Genomic DNA, 23,354 nt, shown 5'->3' on the forward strand with positions numbered 1-23,354 from the left:
TCTCTGCGGACGTTCTGTCAGGGTGCCGCGGCGGTGGTGACGGAACTCGTGCCGTCGACGGGTGTCGCGGCAGCGTCGGAGATCAGCATCCGGAAGGCCCGCTGCCCGGGTGCCAGACGCGCCCCGGGAAGCAGGACGCACTCCCGGACCTCCGCGTCCGGCCCGACACTGCTGCCTTCCTCGATGACCGTGGGCCCGACGATCCGGCTGCCCCGGCCGATCCGGACACCGCGCCCGACCCGGACCGGGCCGGTGATGACGGCTTCCGGATGGATCGAGGCGCTTGGATCGACGACCGCGAGCGGACCGTCCGCGGCGGTGAAGGGTGGACGCCCCAGTCGGCCGGTCAACGCCATGAACGAGCCGTCGAGGAACTGCCGCGGCGTGCCGAAATCGACGAAACGGTGTGTCACGACGTGGGCCAGAACCCGGGTGTCCGGGCGAGCGACGATGGCCGCGAGCACGTCTCGGCCCAGGTCCACCGGGTCCGGTCGGCCCGCTCTGGCGTCAGGCGTCTCCCACGGGACGGAGTCCTTGACGGGTCCGGCCGCCGACGGACCGAATACGGCGATCCCTGTCGCGGCGATCCGGCCTTCCGCGGCGGCGCCGGGCTTGTGCTGGTAGCGCAGGACCCGGCGGCGGTCCTGCGCCAGAGCGGCGATGTCGCCGGTGAACTCCGCGGCCGGCCACGGGTGGCGCAGGCAGCCGAGGGTGACGTCGCCGCCACCGGACCGGTGGTCCGCCAGCAGGGCCGTCAGGTCCAGGGTGGAGACGGTGTCGGCGGGCAGCACGAGCAGGCTCTCGCCGCCCCAGGACCTGGCGAGCGCGGCGAGCGTCCCACCGGTGCCGAGCGGGATCTCCTCCCGCTGGTAGGAGATCTCGACGCCCAGATCGGCGAAACCGGCGAGCGCCTGCCGGAAGGCGGGTTCGTGGACCGCCTGGACGTTCACCGTGACCGCCGTGACGCCCGCTGCCCGGAGCCGGTCGACCGCCCAGCAGATCAGCGGGACGCCGAGGACGGGCAGGAGCGGTTTCGGGCAGGTGTCCGTGACGGGCGCCAGCCGGGAGCCGTATCCGGCCGCGAACACCAGCCCGCGCACGGTTTCCGGGTCCGTCCCGGCTGCGACCGCTGCCATGTCCTCGGACTTCACCGCACGCAGCCGATACCGGCGAGACGGCTCATCGTGATCTCTCCGCCCGCCAGGTCGTACCGGACGAGGTTCAGCGTCGCGGGCCGCATCGTCCCGTAGCGCTTCTCACGGCGCGCGGAGACAACTCCGGCGATCACGTGCTCGGGGACGACCGGTGCCTGGAACACGGCGACCGAGACGTGGGCGATGTCCCGCATGGTCGTGTAGTCGTTGCTGACGAAAGCCCGCGGGCCTTCGGCCGCACTGGCCTCGTGCAGTCTGGTCCGCAGCTGGACCAGACCGTCACTGGGGACCCCGCACACGAACAGCCCGCCTTTGGATCCGCCGAGGCCGGACAGCTCGATCTCGATCGGCGGGCAGTCCTTCAGTGCAGTTTCGACGAGGTCCGTGTAGTAGTCCACCTGGTCCTGCGGCACCTGGTCCTGATAGCCCTCCAGGCTGCGCACGGTGCTGTGCAGGTTCCCGGGAAGGTAGGTGAAGTGGTGCGGTGACAGGGCCGCGGCGATCGGGCGCAGATCCTGGGCGATCGCCTCCCGGATCGCGCCGTCGATCGGCACGACCAGACTCAGCCCCCAACGGGGGTCGCCGTGGCGGGGGATGGAGTCGGCGTTGTACGTGCCCTGCGCGAGAGCGGGCTCGGCGTCGCCCCACATGGTGTGGAACTTGGCGGCCAGGTCGGGCGTCCGGGAGGTGTCGGCTGTCTGGGACATCGGCTCGGGCATCAGTCACTCATCAGGGTGTCGGCGGGATGGGGCAGCGTCGAAGGTCGGCGATCAGCTCGTCGTGCAGCTCGCCGTTGGTGGTCAGCAGGCTTCCGCTCCGGAGGTCCCGGGCACCCGACATGTCGCTCCAGGCACCGCCTGCCTCGGCGACGATCAGGGCCGGGGCCGCGACGTCCCAGGGCGAGGTGCCGTAGGACAACGCCGCGTCGACGCTTCCTTCGGCGACCAGCATGTGTCCCCAGAAGTTGCCCCATCCCCAAGCGGTTCGGAACCCGCGCATGACGTCGGTGAGGGCTTCCCAGGCGGGTTCCGGGTATTCGTGCGCTCCGCCGAAGGCGAAGCCGGCCGATCGCCGCTCCCGGACGGCGGAGGTCTGCAGTCGGCCCGAGACGCCGTGGGCACCCTGGCCGGCCGCGGCCCACCAGCGTCGGTCGAGCCCCGGCGCGTCGATCGCGGCGGCGGTGACCGCGTCCCGGTCGTGCCAGGCGACGAGCGTCCCCCACACCGGATGCCGCCGGCTGAAGTTCTCGGTGCCGTCGATGGGGTCCACGATCCAGACCTCGGACAGCTCGGTCGCGCCGCCGGACTCCTCGGCCAGCACGGCCTCCCCGGGGGCGAGACGGTGCAGGACGGCCAGGACCGCCTGCTCGGCGGCCAGATCCGCCTCGGTGACGATGGATCCGTCCGCCTTGTCCCACCGGGCGAGGGCGGGTCGGCGCAGGTATGCGGCCGCGGCCGCCGCGCCGGCCGCCGCCGCGGCCCGGGCGATCTCGACCCTGGCCGGACTAGTCATCCCACACTCCCGTCGATGCGAGGGTGGCGGCGCCCGCCGCTCCGGCGAACCGGCCGAGTCCGCCGACCACGATCCGGGCGTCGCGCCCGGTCACGGTGGTCATGTGCTTCCGCGCCGCGGCGCGGAGATCTTCGAGGAAGAGGTCCGACACGTCGGCCACGCCTCCGCCGACGACCACGACCTGCGGGTTGAACAGGTTCGCCATGGTCGCCACCGCCGTTCCGAGCCGACGGCCCAACTCGGCGAACAGCCGGACGGCGGCGGGATTCCCGGCGCGCGCCGCCCGGGCCGCCGCACGGGCGTCGGCCGGTCCACCGGTGGCCTCGGCGAACTGCTGTGCCAGCGCGGTCCCTGAGGCGACCTGTTCCAGGCAGCCTGCGCCGCCGCAGGCGCACGACGGCCCGTCCGGGTCGACGACGATGTGGCCGGCCTCGAGCGCGACTCCGGAAGCTCCGAGCAGCTGGCGGCCGGCGATGATCGCCGCCCCGCCGACCCCGGTGCCGACGAAGATCCCCACCGCGTCGCTGACGCCCCGGGCCGCCCCGAACCGCCATTCCCCGACGAGTGCGGCATTGGCGTCGTTCGCCAGGGCGTCAAGGCCGAGGCCGGAGCCCGGCGCGCCCGGTCGGAGCCCGACCAGGGCGGGCGCCGTCGGCGCCGATGCGATCCGTCCGGTACCGGCCTCGACCGATCCGGCGACGCACAGTCCGGTGCGCACGACGGTCCGGCCGCCGGCCGCCGCTTCGGCGACCAGCTGTTCGCGCAGGTCCCGGACTTGCCCCAGTGCGTCGGGCCGGCGCGGCTCGTCGATCGTCGATCCGACCAGTCGGCCGCCTTCGGCCACGAGCGCCGCGCGGACGCTGGTACCGCCGACGTCGAACCCCGCGATCAGTGGCTCACGCCCCGATGACATGGATGTCTCCTTCTGTCGCGAGACCGAGGTCGGCCGCCGGGGCGGCCGCTGTGGCAGCGGCCAGGCTCGCGGCCGCGTGTCGTGCGTCGTAGTGGGTCAGCAGCGTGCGGCGGGGCTCGGCCCGCCGTGCGATGTCCGCCGCCTGCGCCGGGGTCATGTGCCAGTGCTCGCCTGAGGCCGGGGCCGTGACCGATGTCGCCTCGATGAGCAGCAGGTCGCAGTGGTCCGCGAGACGGACCAGCCCTTCGAAATGGGCGGTGTCGCTGGAGAAGACCAGGGTCCGGCCGGCGTCGTCGGTGATGCGCAGGGCGTTCGCCACGGTGTTGTGCACCGCCGTGACGGGCTCGAACGCCAGCGCGCCGATGGTGAAGGGCAGCTTCTCGCCGTACGCGTGGGTGGTGAACGCCGCGTCGAAGTAGTCCTCGGCCAGGTGCATGCCCCCGGCGACGCCCCGCAGGATCTCCGAGCCGTTGGCCGGGAGGAAGAGGGGGAGCTTCGGCAGGCCGTGGCAGAACACGTAGTTCCGCAGGGCGACCAGGTCGAAGAAGTGGTCCGGATGCATGTGCGAGACCACGATCGCGGTGAGCTCCTCGGGGCTCCCGTACTTCAGCAGTTTGCCGACGGCTCCATGCCCGCATTCCAGGAGCACCGCGGTGCCGCGGGCCCGCAGCAGGTAGGCGGAGGTGGCCTGGTCCGGGTTGGGGACGGCGCAGCTCGCGCCGAGGATCTGCAGGCTGAAATCTGTCGTGTCGCCGGTCGTGTCATCGGTCATGTCATCGGTCCTCGAGCTCTGAGCCGTCCACGGCCAACGCGGCGGCCAGCCGGTCGGCGGCCTCCTTGGCCTCGGACTCGTCGATGGTCAGCGCGGGGTTGACGCGCAGAATCCGGCCGCTGCGGCCCACGAGCAGACCGTGGTCGGTGATGCGCTGGTCCAGTGCTGCCCACTGCAGCCCCGAAAGGTCGGCCCCGACCTCGATTCCGAGCATCAGCCCAACGCCGTGGACCGTCACGTCCAACGGTCCGTCGGCCAGCCCGGAGCGCAGCCGCTCGGCCCAGGCCGCGCCAAATCGTCCGGCCCGCTCCACAAGGCCCTGTCGCAGGAGCGTGTCGAGGACGTAGGAGCCGGCGGCCACGGCCAGCGGGTTGCCCCCGTAGGTGCTCGACAGGAAACCGGGATACCGGCGGGACGCCTGCTCGACCAGCTCCGAGCGGGCGAGGACGCCGGCCACCGGGAACCCGTTGGCCATCCCCTTGCCGATCACCATCAGGTCCACGCCGTGGTCGGCGTCCTCGGAGACGAACAGCCGGCCGGTGCGGCCGAAGCCGGTCAGCACCTCGTCCGCGATCACCAGGACCCCGTGCGCCTTCGCGACGGCGGCCAGCCCGGAGAGGAACGCGGGTGCCGGAGGCTGGTTGCCGTTCGTGCCCTGGACAGGTTCCACCAGGACGGCGGCCACGTCCGCCCCCGGTTGCCGAAGGACCTCGGCCACAGCGTCCAGCGCTTCGGCGAGCCGGTCGGCGGGGGCGTCGTCCAGCAGGCTGGGGAACGGGCACCGGTGGACCTCCGGGTCTGCGGACCCGCCGCCGAGCCAGCGGCCGTCGGTCAGCCCGGCGACGCCCGAGGTGCGGCCGTGGAAGGATCCGTCGAAGACGACGACGCCCCGACGCCCGGTCGCCTCCCGCGCGATGCGCACGGCCGCGTCGACCGCTTCCGCACCTGTCGAGAACATCGACAGGTGGGTCAGGCCCTCGGGTGCGACTGCGGTGAGCGCCTCTCCGAACGCGGCCCGGCTGACGCTCGGGTGTCGGGTGACGGCCAGCCGGCCGGCCTGGTCGGCCAGGGCCGCCGCGAACCCGGGGTCGCCGTGCCCCAGAACGCAGCGGCCCGCCCCGGCGAACAGGTCCAGGTACTCACGCCCCGCGGCATCGACCAACCGCGAGCCGGTCCCGTGCTCGATCGCCGGCGGGCGAGCCGTCACCACACCCAGCCCGTGCACCAGGTGGCGGCGTTCCCGCGCGACGACCCTCTGGTTTGCGTCGGCTGTCTTAGAGGTCATGGTAGGAGGTGCCTTCGAGTTCCAGACGGCCGATCAGCTCTTTGCAGAAGTCGTCGTTGGGTCCCATGAGCGACGCCGCCAGAGAGTCGCGCAAGTGCCGCTCGATGGGTAGGAATCCCTTGGCGTAGGCGCTCCCGCCGCTGGCGAGCAGCGCTTCCCGGGCGACGTCGGAGCAGGTTTCGGCGAGCGCCACCTTGGTGGCAGTCATCAGCACCGAGAGCTGTTCGAATCCGCGGTCGGCGTCGATCTCCGCGGCCAGCCGGGCAACCAGGCTCTCGCCAGCGGCGATCTTGATCGCCATGGTGCCGACGTGCCGACGCGCGACCGGGTACTGGCTCAGGTTCCGGCCAAACGTCGTGGCGTCGCCGGCGTAGCGGCGGCTCTGAATACGCTCGACGCAGGCACCGTAGGCGGCCTGTGCGATGCCGAGGTACACCGACGCCACGCCGAGGTGGTAGATGGGCTGATTCGCCTCGTTGTACTTCGTCAGCCCCGACGTGTCGTCGCCCGCGAACAGGAGCGCTTCCTCGGGGAGATCGCAGTGGAAGGTGATCCATGTGCTGCTGTTACCGGCCAGGCCGAGCCCGTTCCACTGCCCGAAGGTGATGCCGGGAGTGTCCGCGGGCACCGCGAAGAGGGCGTGGTTGCGGTCGTCGTCCGAACCCGGGCTGCGCGTGGAGACGATGTACAGGTCGGCGTGTCCTGCCGAGGTGGCGAAGCTCTTCTCCGCGTCGATCCGGAACCCGCCGGAATCGTTGCGCTCGGACCGGCTGGCCACCGACCACCACTGCGAGCCCGAACCCGCCTCGCTGATCGCCTCGGTGACCAGGGCGGTGCCTTCGAGCACCGGCTCCAGGTACAGCTCCTTCTGCTCAGGTGAACCGAACAGGACGATGGAGTTGAGCGCGGTCAGGTGCATGACGTAGACCATGGCCGTGGACGCGCACACGGTGCCGAGCCGCCTGACGATCTCGCTGATCTCGGCGGCGCTGAGGCCCCAGCCGCCCATCTCGGTCGGCACCGTGGCGCCGAAGAAGCCCGCCTGCCCCAGCGCCGCCAGACCAGCTGTCGGGAACCGGCCCTCGCGATCGACCTCCGCCGCCTGGGGACGGACCGTCTCCTCGATGATGCGGTCCAGAATGTTCGAGTGGTCGTCCATGGGCGCAGTCCTTGAGGGGGTCATCGGGTGATCGGGTGGGCGTGGTCGAGGATGAACTGCGGGCCGGTGCGGTCGGCGCGGATCTGGGGCTCGAACCGGGACCACCACGCCTCGTTCCCCCGATACCAGTCCAGCGTGGCCGCGACGCCGTCGGCCAGCGCTGTCTCCGGCTTCCAGCCCAGGGCCCGGCGCAGCCGCTCCGACGTGGCCACCAGCGAGCTGCCGCGGCCGTCCGAGACCGGGCAGTCGATCCGGCGGGTATGCCCGCCGACGCCGGCGTCGATGGCCTCCGCCGCCTCCACGAGGTCGATCCCTTCGCCTGCGGAGATGTTGTAGGTCCCGCCCCACTCGCCCGATTCGACGAGGCCGAGGATCGCGGCGGCGGCGTCCGCCACGTACAGGAAGTCACGCCGCCGGCCCGTCGCGACCTCCCGGTCGCAGTCACCGATGAGGCCCTGCGTCAGCAGCCGGGGGACGATCCGGTCGGGGGCCTGCCAGGGCCCGTACAGGTTCGTCAGCCGCACCGTGGTGATCCGGCAGTCGTAGTTGATCCGGTAGGAAGAGGCGATGTGCTCGCAGCCGACCTTCGAGGCTGCGTAGGGCGAGCGCGGGTCGGCCTTGTCGTCCTCGACGAACAGCTCGCCGTCGTTCCCGCCGTACACCTCGATGGAGGAGGTGAACAGGATGGGGATGCCATGTCGGCGGGCCGCTGCCATGACGGGGGTGTGGGCCGCCATGTTGTTGGCCACCACTTCCTCCGGATGGTGCAGGGAGTAGTCGACCTGCGGCAGCGCCGCCAGGTGCACGATGAAGTCCAGATCCTCCGGCAACACCGCGTCCGGCCGGGCCAGGTCCAGATCCAAGCGGGTGATCCGCGGATCATCGGCCCGGTGCGCGAGCCGACCCAGGCGGTCCCCGACATCCACGGTCACGACGTCGTAGCCGCGCTCGACCGCGAGGTTGGTCAGATTGACACCGAGGAATCCGGCCCCGCCGGTGATGCCTATTTTCTTTCGCATGATGGTGAACCTTTCAGTGGGGCCGTGCTGCCGCTTGCCGACGCGGGCCAGTCAGATTCGAGCGTTGATGTAGGCGCGGACCGCGCCGACGGTCTCGAAGGTCTCCAGCGTGAAGTCCTCGTCCGGGATGGTGAATCCCCAGGTCCCCTCGATCTGTGCCAGGAACTCGACCAGGTCCAGGGAGTCGAACCCGAGGTCGGCGACCAGCGCCTCACAGTCGGCGAAGTCCGTCGGCGCGGTGCCCCGCGCCGGATTCTGGGCGAACCGGCCGATCAACTCGTCGATCGCGGTGTGTGTGGCCATGGGATGTGTTCTCTCCATTCGTTTCATGAGACGGGGGCCGCCGCCCCGACGGCCGCGCTGATGTGCGAGAAGACAGCCGGATCGAGCGCGTCGGGCACCAAGTGGTCGGCGTCGAGAATCGGGAGCGAGGCCCGGACCAGTCCGTCAACCGCGGCGAGCAGCATCCCGGGGGTGATCTGCGCCGCTCCGGCGGACAGGGCCCCGTGGAAGATGCCGGGGACTGTCAGCAGGTTGGTGACGCAGTTCGGGGCGGTGGCCCGGCCGGTGGCGTAGACGGCCCCCACCGAGCGCGCCGCCTCCTGCAGGACTTCGGGAACCGGGTTGGCCAGCGACAGGATGATCGGCTCGGGACGCATGCCGGCCAGCAGGGTCCCGGGCACCGTGGCCCGTGACAGGCCGACGAGGGCGTCCGCGCCCCGCAGCGCCTCTTCGATCCCGCCCGTCAGGCCGCGTGCGTTGGTGTACGTGCTGACCTCGCGCTTGGCGGCATGGAGGTCCCGGCGTCGGGCGTCGACGATCCCGCGCGTGTCCACCAACGTCAGATCGGGCAGGCCCGCCGTCGCCAGCAGCCGCGCCGTCGCGATACCGGCCGCGCCGGCGCCGAGGATCACCACGCGCATGGCGGCGAAATCGCGGCCGGTGAGCAACGCCGCATTGCGCAGGGAGGCCACCACGGCGACCGCGGTGCCGTGCTGGTCGTTGTGCATGACTGGGCAGTCGAGTGCATCGCGCAGCCGCCGCTCGAGCTCGAAACAGCCCGGCGCGGCCACGTCCTCGATGCTCACCGCCCCGAACGACGGTCGCAAGGCCGCCAGGGCCGCCACGATCGCGTCGATACGCCGGTCGGAGAACACCAGGGGAATCGCGTCCAGGTCGGCGATCTTCTTGAAGAAAACGCACTTCGTCTCCAGGACCGGCAGACAGGCGCGCGGCCCGATGTCCCCCAGCCCCAGCACGGCCGAGCCGTCGCTGACGACGGCGACCAGGCGCGGGGCCCAGCTGTAGCGCTCGAAGAGCTCCGGGTCCCGGTGTATCGCAGAACTCACCAGAGCCGTTCCCGGCGTGGACAAGGCGGCGAGGTCGGAGGCGACCAGCGGCGAACGTCGTATCGCCGTCCCGATGAGGCCGTGCTCGAAGGTCTCCAGCACCCGCGGTGCTGAGAGCTCGGGAGGCGCGGACAGGCTAGCGTTCAGCATGCTGAGCACCGGTTCCCATGGCGGACGGGGCCGGGCCGGCCCCGATCCGGAAGCTGTCGGCGACGTCCGGCGCCGCGGACCGGCGTGCGTCCCCGGGCCTGTCCGGTCCCTGGCTGAGGACGCTGCGGAACTTGCGGCCCGGCACGTGGAGGACATCCCCGAGCAGGACCGAGACCTCGCTGGCGAAGAAGGTCGGCTTCAGGTACTCGGCCAGCACCCGGCCTGCCTCGGGGGTCCAGGCCCGGCCCGGCTCGATCACCGCGGTCAACTCCGTCCCGGTCTGCCGGAACTGATAGCGCGCGATGGATCCCGGCCACGCCTTGAGGGTCCGGCGCACGCCGATGTCGAAGAAGGTCTGGTAGACGGGCTCGCCACCGTCCCCGACCGCGTACTCGGCGATCCGCCCCTCGACGACGTCGATCGCCGGGCCGGAGCGGCCGCAACCGCACTCCGCGGCGCGCACCGTGACCCGGTCGCCCAGGTCGTACCGGAGCAGCGGCATGGTCTGGAACCGATGGTTGGTGACTATCAGGGCACCGGTGCCGTGGGCCGCCGGGCCGTCATCGGTCAGCACTTCGACCGTCAGGTTCTCCGTCAGGATGTGGCGGACCCCCTGCGGACACTCGTAGGCGACGCACCAGGTCTCCTTCGAGCCGTAGTGGTCGGCGAGCTGGGCGCTCGGGAACGCCGTCCGGATGGCAGAGCGGTCGCCGAGAAGCGTCGGCTCGCTGTTCAGCTCGATGAGGCGCAGGCTGTCCGGGCCGGTGAGCCCGCGCTCGGTCAGCCAACGGCTGAACAGCCCGGCCACGCTCGGAACGACCTGGAACCACACGGGCCGATGCTGGTGCAGCGCGTCGTGGTACTCCTGGAACGCCGCATCGGACAGATCGCGGACGCTCAGACTGAGGACGCTTCCCCGGACCTTGGCACGGCCTTCGTCGTTCTCGTCGCTGCTGAACCGGCAGGCCGGCATCCGCGGTGAGGTGACGCCGTACCAGCGGCGGGCCTTCCACAGCGGCATGGCCGCCCGCGTCCCTTCCACGGACTGGTAGTAGCGGCGCAGCGGGGTCCCGGTCGTCCCGCTCGTCTCGACGAACAGCAGGTCCGACGGGACACACCCGTCCGTCAGGAACGCCGACTCCCGTCCTCGGACGCTTGCCTTGCGGAGCACCGTGAGATCACTCAGCGCCGAGGCTGCGCCGGCGTACGCGTCCCGGTAGTAGGGAACCTCCTTCAGCGCGTGCCTGACCAGCTTCTCGATATCCTGATCGGCGTGGCCGGCAGCGCCCGACGGTTCAGACCCCATGATGCTCAGCCCTTCCGATCTTGCCGTTCACGGTCCGCTCCAAGGAGTCGACGAACACCACGTCCTGCAGCCACTTGTACGGGGCCAGCTGGGTGCGCACGGCTTCGTGGATCTGCTCCGCGGTCACCGTCACGTCGTCGCGCTCGGCCACCACCAGGGCCACCGGCCGTTGCCCCCGCCGAGGGTCGTCGCGGCCGAGGACCCGGACCGCCGTGACGCCGTCGACCGCGCCGACGACCTGCTCCAGCTCCTCGGCCGAGACCTTCTTGCCGGCGACGTCGATGAGGTTCTTGAGGCGGCCCTGGATGTAGACGAGGCCGTCTTCGTCCACCCGGCCGAGGTCACCGGTACGGATCAGCCCGGGTGCGACGAGGGCGTCGGCCTCCGACGCGGAACCGGAGAGGTAGCCGAGCATGGCGTACGGGGTGTGCGCGTACAGCTCGACCGGGTCCTCGGGCGAGCCGGTCGGCCCGGCGGCGGACCGGCTCCCGACGCCCACTGCGTTGATCGGGCGGCCCACGCAGCCCTGGGTCAGCGGGTCGCGAGAGCTCCGCCACGTCGTGAGCCGCGGTCCGCACTCGGTCATGCCCCAGGTCTGGAGTATCTCCACGTCCGGCAGGCCGGCGGTCACCCGCTGCAGGAACTCCGGGGTGACGGCCGAACCGCCCAGCGCCACCTGGCGCATCGTGGGCACGTCGGCGAGGGTTCGAATCAGCACGTCGCCCATCAGCTGCGGGACCATCGTCGTGTTCGTGCAATCCCCGGTCCGCATCGCGGAGACCAGGTCGAACGGCATCGCGGGCCGGGGCGGGAAGACCAGGCGCCCGCCCACCAGCAGATGGGCGAGGATCTGGCTGGTGTGACAGTAGCCGAACGCCGGCGAGAGGATGAGAAGAGTGGTGTCGTCCTGGTTGAGACCGACCGACGACGCGTGCGCGGCCGCGTTCAGCACCAGACGGTCGGGACTGTGCACCGCGCGCTTCGGCAGTCCACCGGTTCCGCTCGTGGAGAGCAGGACCAGGCCGCCGGACGCGAGTTCCGCGCACAACGACGGCGATTGCGCAGCCCCGGAGTCGGACTGCTGACGCACCACCTCGGTGCCCGCGACGTGCGGGACAAGCCGGACGCCGACTCCGTGGCGGGCCATCTCCCGGTCGATCTCCGCCGGGCCCATGGCCGGGTCGTAGGGCATCACGTTGACACCGATCGACAGCGCGGAGAAGTAGGCGGTGAGATAGGCCGTGTCGTGCGTCGACTCGACCATCGCCAGGTCGCCGCGCCGCACTCCGGCGGCCCGCAACCCGGCGGCGTCGGCGTGCACCGACTCCAGCAGTTCGGGGTACGTCAGGGCGTGGGACGGATCGCGCACCGCCCAGCCCTGGGGACGCAGCCCGGCCGCGTTCTCCAAGGCGCGGAGGATGGCGTGCCCCGTCGGCTCGGAGCCGCCGGCTGCGGCGCTCATGTTCTTCGGATCAGACATCGAACAGCCTCCGATGTGCAGCGGGGCCCGCCGACAGATCCTCGGCCGACCGATAGCTGGTGGCTTCGCCGTTCTCGACGACCACGATGAGGTCCGCGTCCCGCGCAGCCGACAGACGGTGCGCCACGGCGATCAGAGTGCGCCCGCCCCCCGAAAGATTCGCGAAGATCTTTTCCTCGGTTTCTCGATCTACGGCGCTCGTGGCCTCGTCCAGAATCAGCAGCTCCGGCCCCCGGACCAAGGCGCGCGCGAGCGCGACGCGTTGCCGCTGGCCGCCCGAGATACCCGCGCCGTTCGGCCCGACCATGGTCTCGTAGCCCATCGGCATCGCCATGACCTCTTCGTGGATGCAGGCGCTGACGGCCGATTCCTTGATCTGCTCGTCGGTCATGTCCGCCTTGCCTATGGCGATGTTGTCGCGGATGGAACCGGCGAACAGCCGCGTGTCCTGGTTGACGAAGGAGATGGAACGCCGGAGCACCGGCCGGTCGAGCTGTTCCATGGAGACGCCGTTCAGCCGGACGCTGCCCTCGGTCGCGAGGTAGAGTCCGGCGGCCATCGCGGCCAGCGTCGACTTGCCCGAGCCGGTCCGGCCGAGCACCACGGTGAAGGATCCGGGGGCGATGGCGAGGTCCACGTTCTTCAGCACCGGCCGCGCACCGCCGGGGTAGCCGAATCCGACGGCCTCGAACTCGACCGCGCCGCTGCCGTCCCCGGTCACCAGGACGTCCTGCGGGGAGTGTTCCGGCGCGGCGTCCAGGATGTCGCTCAGCCGTGCCAGCGGCGCGTACAGGCCGGCCACCTGAAGACCGTTCTGGACGATGTTCGTCAGCGGCACCAGCATGCCCATGGACAGCGAGGCGAACCCGACCACGGTGCCCAGCGAGGCCGAACCCTGCGATACGCGCACTGCGCCGACCAGGAGCACGAGGACCGGGGCGACGAACTGGATGCTCATGCTCAGCGCCCCGCTCAGCACTGCCCACCGGCGGGAGCGGCTGCGGGCGTTGATCTCGTCGGCCAGCACGTTCGACCAGCGCTCGCCGGCCAGCTGGTCCAGGCCGGCGGCCTTGAGGGTGGCGACCCCGTCCAGCAGTTCGATCAGCTCGCCCTCGGCGTGTGCCTGGCTCTCCAGAGCGTCCACCGAGAGGTACCGCTGTCGCCGCCAGGACGTCACCAGGACGGTGATCTGAAGGACTGCCAGTACGAAGACCAGCAACGCCAGTTCGGGATCGACCAGCGGCAGCAGAACGGTGTAGCCGAGGACCAGCACGCCGTCGAAGGCGGCTGACAACGTCGTGTTCGTCAGGACCTGGCGGGTGACGTTGGTGGTCCGCACGCGCATCGCCAGGTCCCCGCTGTTGCGGGTGACGAAGTAGTCGTAGGGCAGCGACAGCAGGTGCTGGAGGATGCCGAGTGTCACCTGCTTGTCGGCCAGCACCTGCAACGACTGGATCGCCAGCCCTCGTGCGGCCTGGAGCCCGAAGAAGACGACCACCAGCACGGCCGCGCCCGCGGCCGCAAACGGCAGCCCGCCCAGTGATCCGCCGACCTTCGCGTGACTCACCAGGTATGCGGAAGCGAGCGGGACGATGAAGTTGAACGCCAGCAAGGCCAGCGACGTCGCGGTCAGCGCGCCCCAGTTCGCCGTCCGGGGGAGGAAGTGGCGCAGGTAGCTCCACGGGCTCTTCGGCTTCTGGAGGTCCGAGGTCGTGTCCGTCGGACGGTCCTGGACCAGCGGCGCCTGGAACTCCAGCACGACACCGGTGAAGGCCTTCGCCGCGGTCTCGAGGTCCACCCGGCGGCGTCCGAACGAGGGATCGATGATGTAGACCCAGCCGTGCGAGACCCGCTCCAGCACGACGAAGTGATTGAAGTTCCAGAACAGGATGCTGGCGGGCGGCAGGTCGGCGAGGCCGTCGATCGTGGCACGCACACCGCGCCCGGACAGGCCGTGGCGCCGGGCCGTCTCCAGCAGGGTCCGCGCCGAGACTCCGTCCCGGCCGGTGGAGGTCTCCTGCCGCAGCTGCTCGACCCCGATCTCGACGCCGTGGAAGGCGAGCACCATGGACAGGCACGCCACGCCGCAGTCCGTCATCTGCGACTGGATCCGGACCGGGACCCGCCGGTTCGCGTGACGCGACGTCCGGGATGCGGAACGCCGTTCGGAACCGTCGCTCTGTACCTGCTGTTCGGGACGGATCCGAGCGCGGGTGGCGATCAGCGGACCGAACTCCTGCGAGGTCGACCGCTTCTCCAAAGCTTCGCGACGGAACCGTCGGTCCCGTTCCGCGAAACCGTCTCGCGGGAGCTGTCGCTCGTCCGATCCGCTCATCCGTACCATTCCCCATGCGTTGCCGGTGGGGCCACCGGCGCGCCGCCGAATCGATCACGTGCGTGTTTGTGCAAAATGCAAATCGGGAGCCAGCCGACGGGCTATGAGCCGTCGGCTGGCTCCCACTCGATCTATGGATGGTGCGCCCCTGAGGGCGCCGTCCCCGTCGATCCATCAGGGCTGAATTCAGCTCACCTTCGCGCCGGCGGGCACAGCGCCCACGCCACCGAGGATGTCGTCGAGGTCAGCATCCGACAGCTCGCAGATGTCGACGTTGTTGAAGTTGATCTTCTCCATGAAAAACACCTCCTTTCCTCAAGTGATTCTTGTGATGTCGCCGTCGGCTTTCGACACATCCCGACTCAAGGAGCGGGACGGCATCCGGCCGACGGACGTCTATGTGGGACCGCAGACCACAACGACATCCCCAGGGATGACGAGGTCCGGCGTATCCGGTTCGGCTGCACGCAGCCTGGCACGGAGATCATCGATATCGGTACCGACGGCCGCGCGCACTGTCGCGCGCAATGCCGTACCGCCGTCGCGATGATTTCCGACTTCGACATCCGCCGCCGCCACTCCGGGCATTCCAGCCAGCCCGGCGGCGATTTCAGCGATATCGAAGGAGATTACTGAACGACCCGAATAATCCTTCAGTGATTCCACTCTACGGTCATCTTCACATGATGTCGAGTGGCTTTCTTCCTGCCTTTTCGACCGGAAGACATCCACATCATGTGTCCTGGCCCGAAGAATATCCAGGAATTCTTTCGAGCCGGCGTCCGAGAATACCGATTCAAGGAAGACGAGGCGCAGAGCCGTCTCATCCTGATCGCAGCGCACCTGAAGGCTCACGCCATCGGTTTCATGGGCGAAATCGGGCCAGTACGGCCCGGTCTGCACCACCACCGAAGGCGTCAGCAGCTCCTCTTCGATCTGCCGGCCGCCGAGATGGTTGATCGAGATTCCGCAGGCTCGGTGGGCGCCCCAGCGCTCACGGGAGATCCGGCGGATCGCGGTGAACGCCTCGACCGACAGGTCCCGGTGCGCGACCACGGCCAACAGCTCCCGTTTGACCTGGCGCACCAGGTCACCTGGCTCGGTCGGGCGTTCCAGGACCACTGGCAGCGGCACCATGAACATCCCGACAACGCCGCGCTCAGCCCACCGGCGGGTGTCCACCGGGATGCTGATTTTCACCAGGTCCTGGTCGGTGAACTCGAACAGGGCGGCCGCGAACGCGGCAAGAATCCATTGGAACTCCGTCACTCCGGCTGCCCGTGAGCGATCTCGGAGGGCCGCCAAATCGGCTTCCCGCCAGTTCGACCTCTTGACCACGCAGGATTGACCGCCATCGCGCGACCCCATCCGCTCGATCGCCTGGAAGGTGGGCGGCGCAGTGGCCGCCCGCGACTCCCAGAAGCTGTCACGGGATGAGTCCGAACGCTCCCGGGCAGCCCTCAGGCGTTCCTGGACGACGGATTCAAATCTGACGGGCACGCCCACGACCGGCTCGTTCCCGGCTTCCAGCTCCCGATAGCGCCGCCACAGGTCACGGACGAACAACGCCCGGCCCGTACCGTCGACCGCCAAGTGGGAGAAGGTGGCAAGGAGCGCGTGAACCGACTCGGAGTACCTGAGCAGGCGGAATCGGAATGGAAGCTCCTCCGCCAGCTGCCAGTCTTTCCGCAGATCCGCCATGAGCACATTACGTGCATAGCGGCCGAACTGCTCCTCGTTCTTGCTCTCCACCTGCCGGCAATCAATCAGATCCGTCCCCTCGGGGACTTCTCCGACCCATTGCACAGGTTCACCGTCGGCCGTTGTGGCGATGCCCAGGCGAAGCGCCTCATGATCCGTCACGCAGCCCTTGAGGGCAGTGATGAACCGCGTGACGTCCAGCTCACCGGAAATGCGGTGCTGAATGTACACCGGATTCCGGCTGCCCGGATTCTTCCGAAGGCCGGACCAATGGTTGTACTGCCCCTCGGTGAGAGGAAACGTACGACTCATGGCACCCCCCGGAACTATAGAAGCAACAGTGAAAGCAATCGGCAACCTCATGGCGGCACTCCGCAAGAGTGCTGGTGCCATGAAAGCTTTTTGTTCTCCGCCCTCCCGGGCGTTGACCACCGATGTGGATCATGTTCACACGTTCGTAATCCGCCCGTCAACCTCCCCTGGATCAAACATTGCCCGGGGATGTGCGGAAGGCATTCTGCAGTGGATCGACCTCGATTTGTCGGCCATGCCGGCCAACTGGTCGTTCCCAAACAATTGGACCATCTTGCCAAGGGCGCAAACAGGGCCTCCCAGGTAAATGCCTTGCCCTTTCGGGCGACCATTTACCGTCGAGCCTCTCCGCCCGGCGCGCCGACAGGTGCTCCGAGCAGGAGGCCGATCCGTCGGTCCCAGCGGTCCAGCTGCCTGCCTGGTCCCTGTGATCAGCCTCCGCCAGGCCATCACCCGTATGCAAGGTGTTGCCCGTTGTCCGATGGTTTGACAACGGTGGGCAACGGCTGCGCCCAAGGAACCCGCACCTGGTACCCATTGACGACATTTCAAGCAACGGCCTTGACATCGATTGATCATCGGCAGTTGACTGCCACTCGGCGTTCGTTCCGAACGGGGTCTATACAGAATCTATCCAGCATGAAGCACTGCAGCCATCGCGGTCCTCGGCGTCGCTTCTGCCACCATGTGTGAACGGCACTGTGCTGCGCTCGCGATATCGCGGGAATCGCAGGTAATGAGCGGACCGATCGTCCGGAAATATGTGACGGGGATTCACTCATTCGAATTCCCGACCGGGCTCGACCGTTCCGCCACCGGAAAGTCGGCGCCTCGGAAGCGCTGCAGTGCTGAAGCCCGGCCAGTGCTCGATTCCCGTCGCTGGCGCAGCCGGACAGTGTGAAGAAACCGGCAGCAGAAATGTCCGCCGCCCGAGACGGTCCAGCGCCCCTCCACCAGTTGATCTGGAGAGACCGATCAAGAATGAGGACACCGCCATGCCATTGGGACCTTCCGGATTCTCCCTGATCGACCTACCCGAAGCGCCGGCCGAGCTGCTGGCGAGCTACGACGATCTGCCAGTCGACGAACATATGGGACACGGCACGCGTTACAAGAAGTTCTCCCAGTACCGGCTGTCGCCGACCGAGGGCGAAAGCTGGAACTTCGCGCTGCTGCCGCACCGGGACTACACCGCGTACAAGAAGTTCAACGCAGTCGGCGGCGGGATGCGCCGCTCCTATCTGCCGGTAGCAGTCGACTTCACCCCGCTCATCGCCATCGGAGTCGAGGCGTTCGGGCTCGATCGCGGCGAGGACTGGCAGATCAACCTGCACCAGAACCGCACCTGCGCCGGGCCCGGTCGGCCCGGCCCGCTCACCCCTGAAGGGGTCCATCACGACGGGCACGAGTTCGTCATGATCGGTGTGCTGCGCCGCGAGCGGGTGGGCGGCGGCGAGACCCGTCTGTGGCGGCCGGACGCCGAGCAGCCGTTCTGGACCGGCACCCTGCAAGGCGGCCAGGCCGTACTCCTCGATGACAAGCAGCTCGCGCATGACGTCACGGACGTCGTGGCCGCAGCCGACGAGCCCGGCCATCGCGACATCTTCATCGTCGCCTTCTCGCGCTGGAGCGAGAAGTGGTACGGCGCCGAACACGACGCGGCCGCGCTCGCCGACGCCGAAGTCCGATAGAAGAGAAACGGTATACCGTTGCATGTGTACGAACTGGAACAACCTGCTCTCCACCGGTCTGCTCGCCACGCTGAGGGCACTGGACAAGGGCACAGCCGACGAGCTGACCCTGCTGTCCGAGAACTACTCGTTCCGAGGCGAACTCGCCGGGATCTGCCGGTCCTTGGCCGTCCGCGCGTACAAGGACGGTGAGCGGTCCGCGCTGGCCGAGCTCCACGCGGCGCTGGCCCTGGTCTACGAACGAGACTTCTCCGGCGCCCGCGTGACCGACGCGGACCACGAGCGGCAGCCGATCCTCCGGGACGTGGCGGCGCTGTTGGAGCGGGCCGTCCTGGGCCGTGAACTGTCGCGGATATCCGAGTCGAGCGTGACCGGCCATCCCACCTCGGGCACCGAATATGTCCGCTGGCTCAAGAAAATGGTGGGCGAGCACCCGGCCGGCTGGCACCCCTTCTACCACCAGCACCTGGCCAAGCACGGCAGCCGTGAGGACCTGCGCCTGCTGCTCGCCCAGGAGACCAACCTCGACCCGCGTTTCGACGACATCCTCGCCCTCATGCAGATCGGTCGGCACGGCGGCGAGAAGCTGGAGATCGCCGCCAATTACTGGGACGAGATGGGCAACGGCGACCCGGCACAGGTGCATACGAAGCTGTTCGGCGAGGCACTGGCCGCGATCGGGGCCGATCCGGATTTCGTCCGTGCCACCTTCCTGCTGGAGGCCGGGGTCTCCGGCAATATCTCGGCCTGCCTCGCGCTCTCCCGCAGGCACTACTACAAGGCCGTCGGCTACTTCGGCGTCACCGAATACCTGGCTCCGCGCCGCTTCCGCTGCGTGGTCGACGCCTGGCGGCGCCACGACCTGGACGAGGTCGGCATCGTCTACCACGAACTGCACATCGGGGTAGACGCGGGCCATGCTGCAGGATGGTTCAAGAACGTCGTCGGCCCGCTGGTGGACGCCGATCCGCGGATCGGCAGGGAGATCGCTCTGGGCGCCATGATGCGGCTCAACACCTCGCAGGACTACCTCGACGCACTCCTGAAGCGCAGCTCTGCGTCTGCGAAGCCGACAACGACTTCTGTCACGGTCTGAGGGATCGCCATCATGTCCCAGGACACCGCTCCGGCCGTCGACTTCGCGAAGTACGAGGCCCTGGGCAACGACTACATCGTCATCGACCCGCGGCACACAGCCTTCGATCCCACCCCGGAAAACGTCCGGCTCGCCTGCGACCGGCACTTCGGCCTCGGCGCCGACGGCCTGCTGTACGGACCACTGTCCGCCGACAACGGCTTCCGGCTGCGGATCTTCAATCCGGACGGCACCGAGTGTGAGAAGAGCGGCAACGGTCTGCGCATCTTCGCCCGGTACCTCCGCGAGGCCGGTCACGCCATCACGGACGCGTTCACCCTGCACTCACTCGCAGGCCCCTCGGCCGTGCGCATCCTCGACGGTCGCGCGGGGATGGTGCGTATCGATCTCGGTCCCGCCACGACGGACAGCCGAGCCGTCGGAGCGGCAGGTCCCGCCCGCCCGATGCTGCGCGAGCCGCTCCACGCCGCCGGTAGCGGCCTGAGCGTGACCTGCGTACAGCTCGGAAACCCGCACTGCGTCGTATTCCTGGACGACGAACCTGCCAGTGAGGAACTCGCCCGCCGGATCGGTCCCGCCGTACGCGACCACGAGCTGTTCACCCAACGGGTCAACGTCGAACTGCTGAACGTCATCGACCGGGAGAACATCCGGATCGAGATCTACGAACGCGGGGCCGGCTACACGCTCTCCTCCGGCAGCAGCGCCTGCACGGCGGCCTTCGCCGCCCATGCCCGCGGACTCACCGGAACCCGGACGACGGTCCACATGCCCGGCGGCCGGGTCACCGTGGAGATCGACGACGACGGGCGCATCGCGCTCAGCGGCGAGGTCCGCCCCGTACTGCGGGGCCATTGGGCGCAGCGGATCGGGCAGCGGTTCGCCAGCCGGTCGTCCACGTGACGGCCCCGGGCCCGGGCGCCGGGTATCCGATGCGCCGCTGGGTCTTCCAGGACGCGCGAGGCCGGTACGACATCGACCTCGGCGACAGCAACGTGGACTGCGGCACGGTCGCCGACCTGCCCTTCCCCGCCGACCTGGTGCTGGACTACGGGACCGACCGGGGCAGCGACCGGCTCCGCGAACTCGTGGCGGGCCTCTACAGCCGTACCCCGGATGAGGTCGGCATCACCCACGGCGCACAGGAGGCGCTCTACCTCCTGTACAGCGTACTGCTGCGCCCCGGCGACCATGTCGTGGTCTTCGCCCCCGGCTGGCAGCAAGCCTGGGAGGCACCGGCTCGCATGGGGAGCCGGGCCGACCTCATCGGCACCACCCCCGAGGGTCGGCCCGACGTGGCACTGGCAGCCAGGCTGATCGGCCCGAGCACCAAGGCCGTCGTACTCAACTCCCCCTGCAATCCAACAGGAATACGCTTCACCGACTATGAGGTCGACTTCCTGGTGCGGGCCGCACGGAGGCACGGCTGCTACCTGCTGCTTGATGAGGAGTACGTCGCCGACTTGCCCGCCGACTCTCTGCTCAGGCGCTACGAGCGGGCGGTCTCCGTCTCCAGCATCTCCAAGGTGTACGGATTCCCCGGGCTGCGGACGGGGTGGATGTGCGGCCCGGCCGACGTGGTGCGTGCTGCCATGGACCACAAGCACTACACCACCATCTCCAACTCCGTACTAACCGAGTGGCTGGCTGCACAGGTTCTGGAACGGCGCGACCACTACCTAGACCGCTACCGGCGGCTGACCTCGGTCGGCGGCCAGATGCTGAGCGACTGGGCGGCCCGGCACGCCGACGCGGTGGCCCTGCGGACTCCGCACGGCACTCCCTTCGCCTGGCTGGCGCTGTCCGGCGCGGAATCCTCGCTGTCCTTGTGCCGACGGGTACTGGATCAGACCCGGGTGCTGCTGATGCCTGCTGAGGTGTTCGGCGCCGAACGCGGTCTGCGGATCACCTTCGCCCGCGAGGAGGACGTACTGAAAGAGGGGCTGGCGCGGATCGGCACACTGCTGGACAGCGGGCACCCCCGGGCAGAACCGGAACCGCCGCACGCCTGACAGAGCCCGCCGACGCCCATGGCGCCGAGGCGACGGCCTTCGCCTATTTCTCCGCCAGCCGTCTCCCCGGAGACCGGATCCCCTCTCCACCCTGGACAAGGAATGACAATGACGGAACAGCTCAAGGAAATGCCGACGGACTGGACGCGTGCTCTGGCCATCGTCGCTCACCCCGACGACGTGGAATACGCCGCAGCATCGGCCGTCGCCACATGGATCGACCAGGGCAAGGAAGTCGTGTACCTGATGGCCAGCCGGGGAGAGGCCGGCATCGACAGCATGGATCCCGAGCAGGCCAAGGTGATCAGGGAACGGGAGCAACGGGCCAGCGCGGCCGTGGTCGGCGTGACAAAGGTGGAGTTCCTCGACCACACGGACGGGCTGATCGAATACGGATTTGAGTTGCGCAGGGACCTGGCCCACGCCGTCCGGCGGCATCGCCCGGAGCTCATTTTGACGCTCAACCACCATGACCACTGGCGCGGTGTCTCTTGGAACACCCCGGACCACCGCAACGTCGGCCGTGCGGCACTCGACTCCGCCGCTGACGCCGCGAACCGTTTCCTCTTTCCCGAGGAGGGCCTGTCGCCATGGGAGGGCGTGCGCTGGCAGGCGGTGGCCAACTCGCCGTACCCGACCCACGCGGTCGACGTCACCTGGGCTACAGAGCGCGGCGTGCAGGCCGTACTCGCACATGCCACCTACTTGGAGGCGCTCACCGACGAGGACCCCAGGGCGTACGTCCAAGGATTCCTGGAACGGAACTTCGCGGCGGCCGGTGAGAAGTTCGGCGGGCGTCCCGCAGTGGCCTTCGAGGTATTCCACCGAGACCAGTACCGCAAGCGGAACACCGAAGTCCACTACCGCTGATCCGGGCCGCTCCCCTCCTTCGTCCACGTCCACGTCCCCGTCAAAGTCACTGTCGAGGGCGGCGGGCCCGCCACTACGATCATCAGCCAGTCTCGCCAGGCGAGGACATATCAGCCCAGGGGCCCGCTTTGCTCGAGTTCTTCCACGCAGACCTGTCCACCCTGCTGACCCTCTGTCTCGCCGCGGCCATGGCCGGCTGGGTGGACGCGGTGGTCGGCGGCGGCGGGGTGGTGCTGCTTCCGGCGCCGCTCATTGGCTTCCCCGGGCAGCCCCCGCCTATGCGCTAGGCACCGCCAAGGCCGTCTCCATCGTCGGCACCACGGCTGCCTCCGTCACCTACGCGCGCAATGGTGGCCTCGACGTGCGGATCGCCGCCCGCATTGGAGGCCTCGCCGCCCTCGCGGCGGCCCCTTCGTCGGCATGCTCGCCGGACTTCTGCCCAAGGCCACCGGCCGCCGCGAGATCCTGATGCTCGCCCTCTACGGATCCCTGTCCGGCTACCTCTTCGGCTTCCTCCTCAACCTCTCCTTCTGGCCCTTCTCCCTCGACCCGAACAGCTCCATCGCCTACCTGCCCGACCTGCCCTTCACCGAGCAGTTCCAGCGCTACCTCGCCTCCGACCTCGCAACCTCCCTCGGCTGGGACATCGGCCGGGCCGTCACCAACCTGGTCTGCGTCCTGCTGGCCGCCCCGGCCGTCCTCACCGGCTTCCGCCGCGCCGCCCGCAAGGCCCGCTTCCAGGCCCCGGTCCGTTTCCGTCGTGCGTCCAACCAGACAGACGGGGCCCTGCACTGACACGGGTCGTTCCGGTGTCACCGTCGTGACTGTTGCGCATTGTGCGATATCGATATTCGGCAGGTTGACTATTCTGCCCAACACCGGACACGTGCTGATCGGTCGGCTCGTGGAGCAACGGAGCGGCAGGAACTGCCGTGGGCCGGGAACCGCTTGATGTGCCGGTCGGCCTGGGGATGTGGCGGCGGGCTGGACGGTGACGGCGGGGTGGCTATCGGTTCCTCCGCAAACAGGACCTACGCGCTCCGCTCTACGGCTACGGCCTGACGGCAGATACGGTCGGCGAGGACCGCATCTACCCCACCCTTCCCACGGCCATCGAGGGCTTCCGAGTCTGGGACCTCGGCCGTTCCTCCTGATGCTGGACCCGTGACCACTCACACGCAGTGAAGTTCGGGGTCCGGCGGCGTAGAGCCGCGCTTGCGCCCCGCACACTGGTGTTG

19 protein-coding genes and 2 pseudogenes are annotated in these 23,354 nt (G+C 69.2%); 7 read left to right on the plus strand and 14 right to left on the minus strand.

All coding sequences use genetic code 11. The features are described from left to right. Nucleotides 1-17: 17 nt before the first annotated feature. The 14 genes from QMF80_RS04595 to QMF80_RS04660 all read right to left on the minus strand — a co-directional run bounded on the left by QMF80_RS04595 (nucleotide 18) and on the right by QMF80_RS04660 (nucleotide 16,447). Nucleotides 18-1,136 (minus strand): nucleotidyltransferase family protein, encoded by a 1,119-nt coding sequence (locus QMF80_RS04595; RefSeq protein ID WP_283449686.1) that lies wholly within the window; start codon nucleotides 1,134-1,136, stop codon nucleotides 18-20. An 11-nt stretch (nucleotides 1,137-1,147) separates the two neighbouring features. Then, on the minus strand, nucleotides 1,148-1,861 hold the full coding sequence (locus QMF80_RS04600) for a 2'-5' RNA ligase family protein (protein WP_283449688.1): 714 nt from the start codon (nucleotides 1,859-1,861) through the stop codon (nucleotides 1,148-1,150). A 22-nt stretch (nucleotides 1,862-1,883) separates the two neighbouring features. Further along, entirely contained in the window at nucleotides 1,884-2,666 is a 783-nt protein-coding gene (locus QMF80_RS04605; RefSeq protein ID WP_283449690.1) for an inositol monophosphatase family protein, read from the minus strand. Further along, nucleotides 2,659-3,579 carry an ROK family protein gene (locus QMF80_RS04610; RefSeq protein ID WP_283449692.1) on the minus strand — a complete coding sequence of 307 codons (921 nt, stop codon included), beginning with the start codon at nucleotides 3,577-3,579 and terminating at the stop codon, nucleotides 2,659-2,661. Before QMF80_RS04610 ends, QMF80_RS04605 begins: the two co-directional genes overlap by 8 nt. Further along, nucleotides 3,563-4,351 (minus strand): MBL fold metallo-hydrolase, encoded by a 789-nt coding sequence (locus QMF80_RS04615; RefSeq protein ID WP_283449694.1) that lies wholly within the window; start codon nucleotides 4,349-4,351, stop codon nucleotides 3,563-3,565. The genes QMF80_RS04610 and QMF80_RS04615 overlap by 17 nt, the downstream gene beginning before the upstream one ends. Nucleotide 4,352: 1 nt before the next feature. Then, entirely contained in the window at nucleotides 4,353-5,636 is a 1,284-nt protein-coding gene (locus QMF80_RS04620; protein WP_283449695.1) for an aspartate aminotransferase family protein, read from the minus strand. Further along, nucleotides 5,626-6,795 (minus strand): acyl-CoA dehydrogenase family protein, encoded by a 1,170-nt coding sequence (locus QMF80_RS04625; RefSeq protein WP_283449697.1) that lies wholly within the window; start codon nucleotides 6,793-6,795, stop codon nucleotides 5,626-5,628. The genes QMF80_RS04620 and QMF80_RS04625 overlap by 11 nt, the downstream gene beginning before the upstream one ends. A gap of 20 nt (nucleotides 6,796-6,815) precedes the next feature. Next, on the minus strand, nucleotides 6,816-7,814 hold the full coding sequence (locus QMF80_RS04630; RefSeq protein ID WP_283449699.1) for an NAD-dependent epimerase/dehydratase family protein: 999 nt from the start codon (nucleotides 7,812-7,814) through the stop codon (nucleotides 6,816-6,818). Nucleotides 7,815-7,865: 51 nt separating this feature from the next. Next, complete coding sequence (locus QMF80_RS04635; protein ID WP_283449701.1) at nucleotides 7,866-8,117, minus strand: acyl carrier protein; 252 nt, start codon at nucleotides 8,115-8,117, stop codon at nucleotides 7,866-7,868. 23 nt (nucleotides 8,118-8,140) lie between these two features. Then, nucleotides 8,141-9,313 (minus strand): NAD(P)-dependent malic enzyme, encoded by a 1,173-nt coding sequence (locus QMF80_RS04640; protein ID WP_283449703.1) that lies wholly within the window; start codon nucleotides 9,311-9,313, stop codon nucleotides 8,141-8,143. Beyond that, on the minus strand, nucleotides 9,300-10,619 hold the full coding sequence (locus QMF80_RS04645) for a phenylacetate--CoA ligase family protein (protein ID WP_283449705.1): 1,320 nt from the start codon (nucleotides 10,617-10,619) through the stop codon (nucleotides 9,300-9,302). The genes QMF80_RS04640 and QMF80_RS04645 overlap by 14 nt, the downstream gene beginning before the upstream one ends. Beyond that, on the minus strand, nucleotides 10,609-12,099 hold the full coding sequence (locus QMF80_RS04650; protein WP_283449707.1) for a class I adenylate-forming enzyme family protein: 1,491 nt from the start codon (nucleotides 12,097-12,099) through the stop codon (nucleotides 10,609-10,611). Before QMF80_RS04650 ends, QMF80_RS04645 begins: the two co-directional genes overlap by 11 nt. Continuing rightward, nucleotides 12,092-14,443, minus strand: coding sequence for a peptidase domain-containing ABC transporter (locus tag QMF80_RS04655; RefSeq protein WP_349372175.1), 2,352 nt, complete (start codon nucleotides 14,441-14,443; stop codon nucleotides 12,092-12,094). The genes QMF80_RS04650 and QMF80_RS04655 overlap by 8 nt, the downstream gene beginning before the upstream one ends. Nucleotides 14,444-14,830: 387 nt before the next feature. Continuing rightward, nucleotides 14,831-16,447, minus strand: coding sequence for a condensation domain-containing protein (locus tag QMF80_RS04660; protein WP_283449711.1), 1,617 nt, complete (start codon nucleotides 16,445-16,447; stop codon nucleotides 14,831-14,833). Nucleotides 16,448-17,292: 845 nt separating this feature from the next. Here QMF80_RS04660 and QMF80_RS04665 point away from each other — a divergent pair. The 7 genes and pseudogenes from QMF80_RS04665 to QMF80_RS04695 all read left to right on the plus strand — a co-directional run. Then, nucleotides 17,293-18,138, plus strand: coding sequence for a 2OG-Fe dioxygenase family protein (locus QMF80_RS04665; RefSeq protein ID WP_283449713.1), 846 nt, complete (start codon nucleotides 17,293-17,295; stop codon nucleotides 18,136-18,138). A 22-nt stretch (nucleotides 18,139-18,160) separates the two neighbouring features. Further along, on the plus strand, nucleotides 18,161-19,234 hold the full coding sequence (locus tag QMF80_RS04670; protein WP_283449715.1) for an iron-containing redox enzyme family protein: 1,074 nt from the start codon (nucleotides 18,161-18,163) through the stop codon (nucleotides 19,232-19,234). Between the two features lie 12 nt (nucleotides 19,235-19,246). Beyond that, nucleotides 19,247-20,137, plus strand: a complete 891-nt coding sequence (dapF, locus tag QMF80_RS04675) for a diaminopimelate epimerase (RefSeq protein WP_283449717.1) — start codon at nucleotides 19,247-19,249, stop codon at nucleotides 20,135-20,137. After that, nucleotides 20,134-21,246 (plus strand): aminotransferase class I/II-fold pyridoxal phosphate-dependent enzyme, encoded by a 1,113-nt coding sequence (locus tag QMF80_RS04680; RefSeq protein WP_283449719.1) that lies wholly within the window; start codon nucleotides 20,134-20,136, stop codon nucleotides 21,244-21,246. Before dapF ends, QMF80_RS04680 begins: the two co-directional genes overlap by 4 nt. Nucleotides 21,247-21,354: 108 nt before the next feature. Next, nucleotides 21,355-22,116 carry a PIG-L deacetylase family protein gene (locus tag QMF80_RS04685; protein ID WP_283449722.1) on the plus strand — a complete coding sequence of 254 codons (762 nt, stop codon included), beginning with the start codon at nucleotides 21,355-21,357 and terminating at the stop codon, nucleotides 22,114-22,116. A gap of 188 nt (nucleotides 22,117-22,304) precedes the next feature. Then, nucleotides 22,305-22,537, plus strand: a pseudogene (locus QMF80_RS04690) (TSUP family transporter); the annotation flags it as partial. After that, a pseudogene (locus QMF80_RS04695) lies at nucleotides 22,519-22,911 on the plus strand (ECF transporter S component); the annotation flags it as partial. The pseudogenes QMF80_RS04690 and QMF80_RS04695, both read left to right, overlap by 19 nt. Between the last annotated feature and the right edge of the window lie 443 nt (nucleotides 22,912-23,354).

This window comes from Streptomyces sp. G-G2 (assembly GCF_030063135.1).
Lineage (GTDB): Bacteria > Actinomycetota > Actinomycetes > Streptomycetales > Streptomycetaceae > Streptomyces.

Excerpts from the sequence above, each read along its gene's own strand:
- QMF80_RS04595 (WP_283449686.1), bottom strand. The coding sequence starts at position 1,136 with ATGGCAGCGGTCGCAGCCGGGACGGACCCGGAAACCGTGCGCGGGCTG.
- QMF80_RS04600 (WP_283449688.1), bottom strand. The coding sequence starts at position 1,861 with ATGTCCCAGACAGCCGACACCTCCCGGACGCCCGACCTGGCCGCCAAG.
- QMF80_RS04605 (WP_283449690.1), bottom strand. The coding sequence starts at position 2,666 with ATGACTAGTCCGGCCAGGGTCGAGATCGCCCGGGCCGCGGCGGCGGCC.
- QMF80_RS04610 (WP_283449692.1), bottom strand. The coding sequence starts at position 3,579 with ATGTCATCGGGGCGTGAGCCACTGATCGCGGGGTTCGACGTCGGCGGT.
- QMF80_RS04615 (WP_283449694.1), bottom strand. The coding sequence starts at position 4,351 with ATGACCGATGACACGACCGGCGACACGACAGATTTCAGCCTGCAGATC.
- QMF80_RS04620 (WP_283449695.1), bottom strand. The coding sequence starts at position 5,636 with ATGACCTCTAAGACAGCCGACGCAAACCAGAGGGTCGTCGCGCGGGAA.
- QMF80_RS04625 (WP_283449697.1), bottom strand. The coding sequence starts at position 6,795 with ATGGACGACCACTCGAACATTCTGGACCGCATCATCGAGGAGACGGTC.
- QMF80_RS04630 (WP_283449699.1), bottom strand. The coding sequence starts at position 7,814 with ATGCGAAAGAAAATAGGCATCACCGGCGGGGCCGGATTCCTCGGTGTC.
- QMF80_RS04635 (WP_283449701.1), bottom strand. The coding sequence starts at position 8,117 with ATGGCCACACACACCGCGATCGACGAGTTGATCGGCCGGTTCGCCCAG.
- QMF80_RS04640 (WP_283449703.1), bottom strand. The coding sequence starts at position 9,313 with ATGCTGAACGCTAGCCTGTCCGCGCCTCCCGAGCTCTCAGCACCGCGG.
- QMF80_RS04645 (WP_283449705.1), bottom strand. The coding sequence starts at position 10,619 with ATGGGGTCTGAACCGTCGGGCGCTGCCGGCCACGCCGATCAGGATATC.
- QMF80_RS04650 (WP_283449707.1), bottom strand. The coding sequence starts at position 12,099 with ATGTCTGATCCGAAGAACATGAGCGCCGCAGCCGGCGGCTCCGAGCCG.
- QMF80_RS04655 (WP_349372175.1), bottom strand. The coding sequence starts at position 14,443 with ATGGTACGGATGAGCGGATCGGACGAGCGACAGCTCCCGCGAGACGGT.
- QMF80_RS04660 (WP_283449711.1), bottom strand. The coding sequence starts at position 16,447 with ATGAGTCGTACGTTTCCTCTCACCGAGGGGCAGTACAACCATTGGTCC.
- QMF80_RS04670 (WP_283449715.1), top strand. The coding sequence starts at position 18,161 with ATGTGTACGAACTGGAACAACCTGCTCTCCACCGGTCTGCTCGCCACG.
- dapF (WP_283449717.1), top strand. The coding sequence starts at position 19,247 with ATGTCCCAGGACACCGCTCCGGCCGTCGACTTCGCGAAGTACGAGGCC.
- QMF80_RS04685 (WP_283449722.1), top strand. The coding sequence starts at position 21,355 with ATGACGGAACAGCTCAAGGAAATGCCGACGGACTGGACGCGTGCTCTG.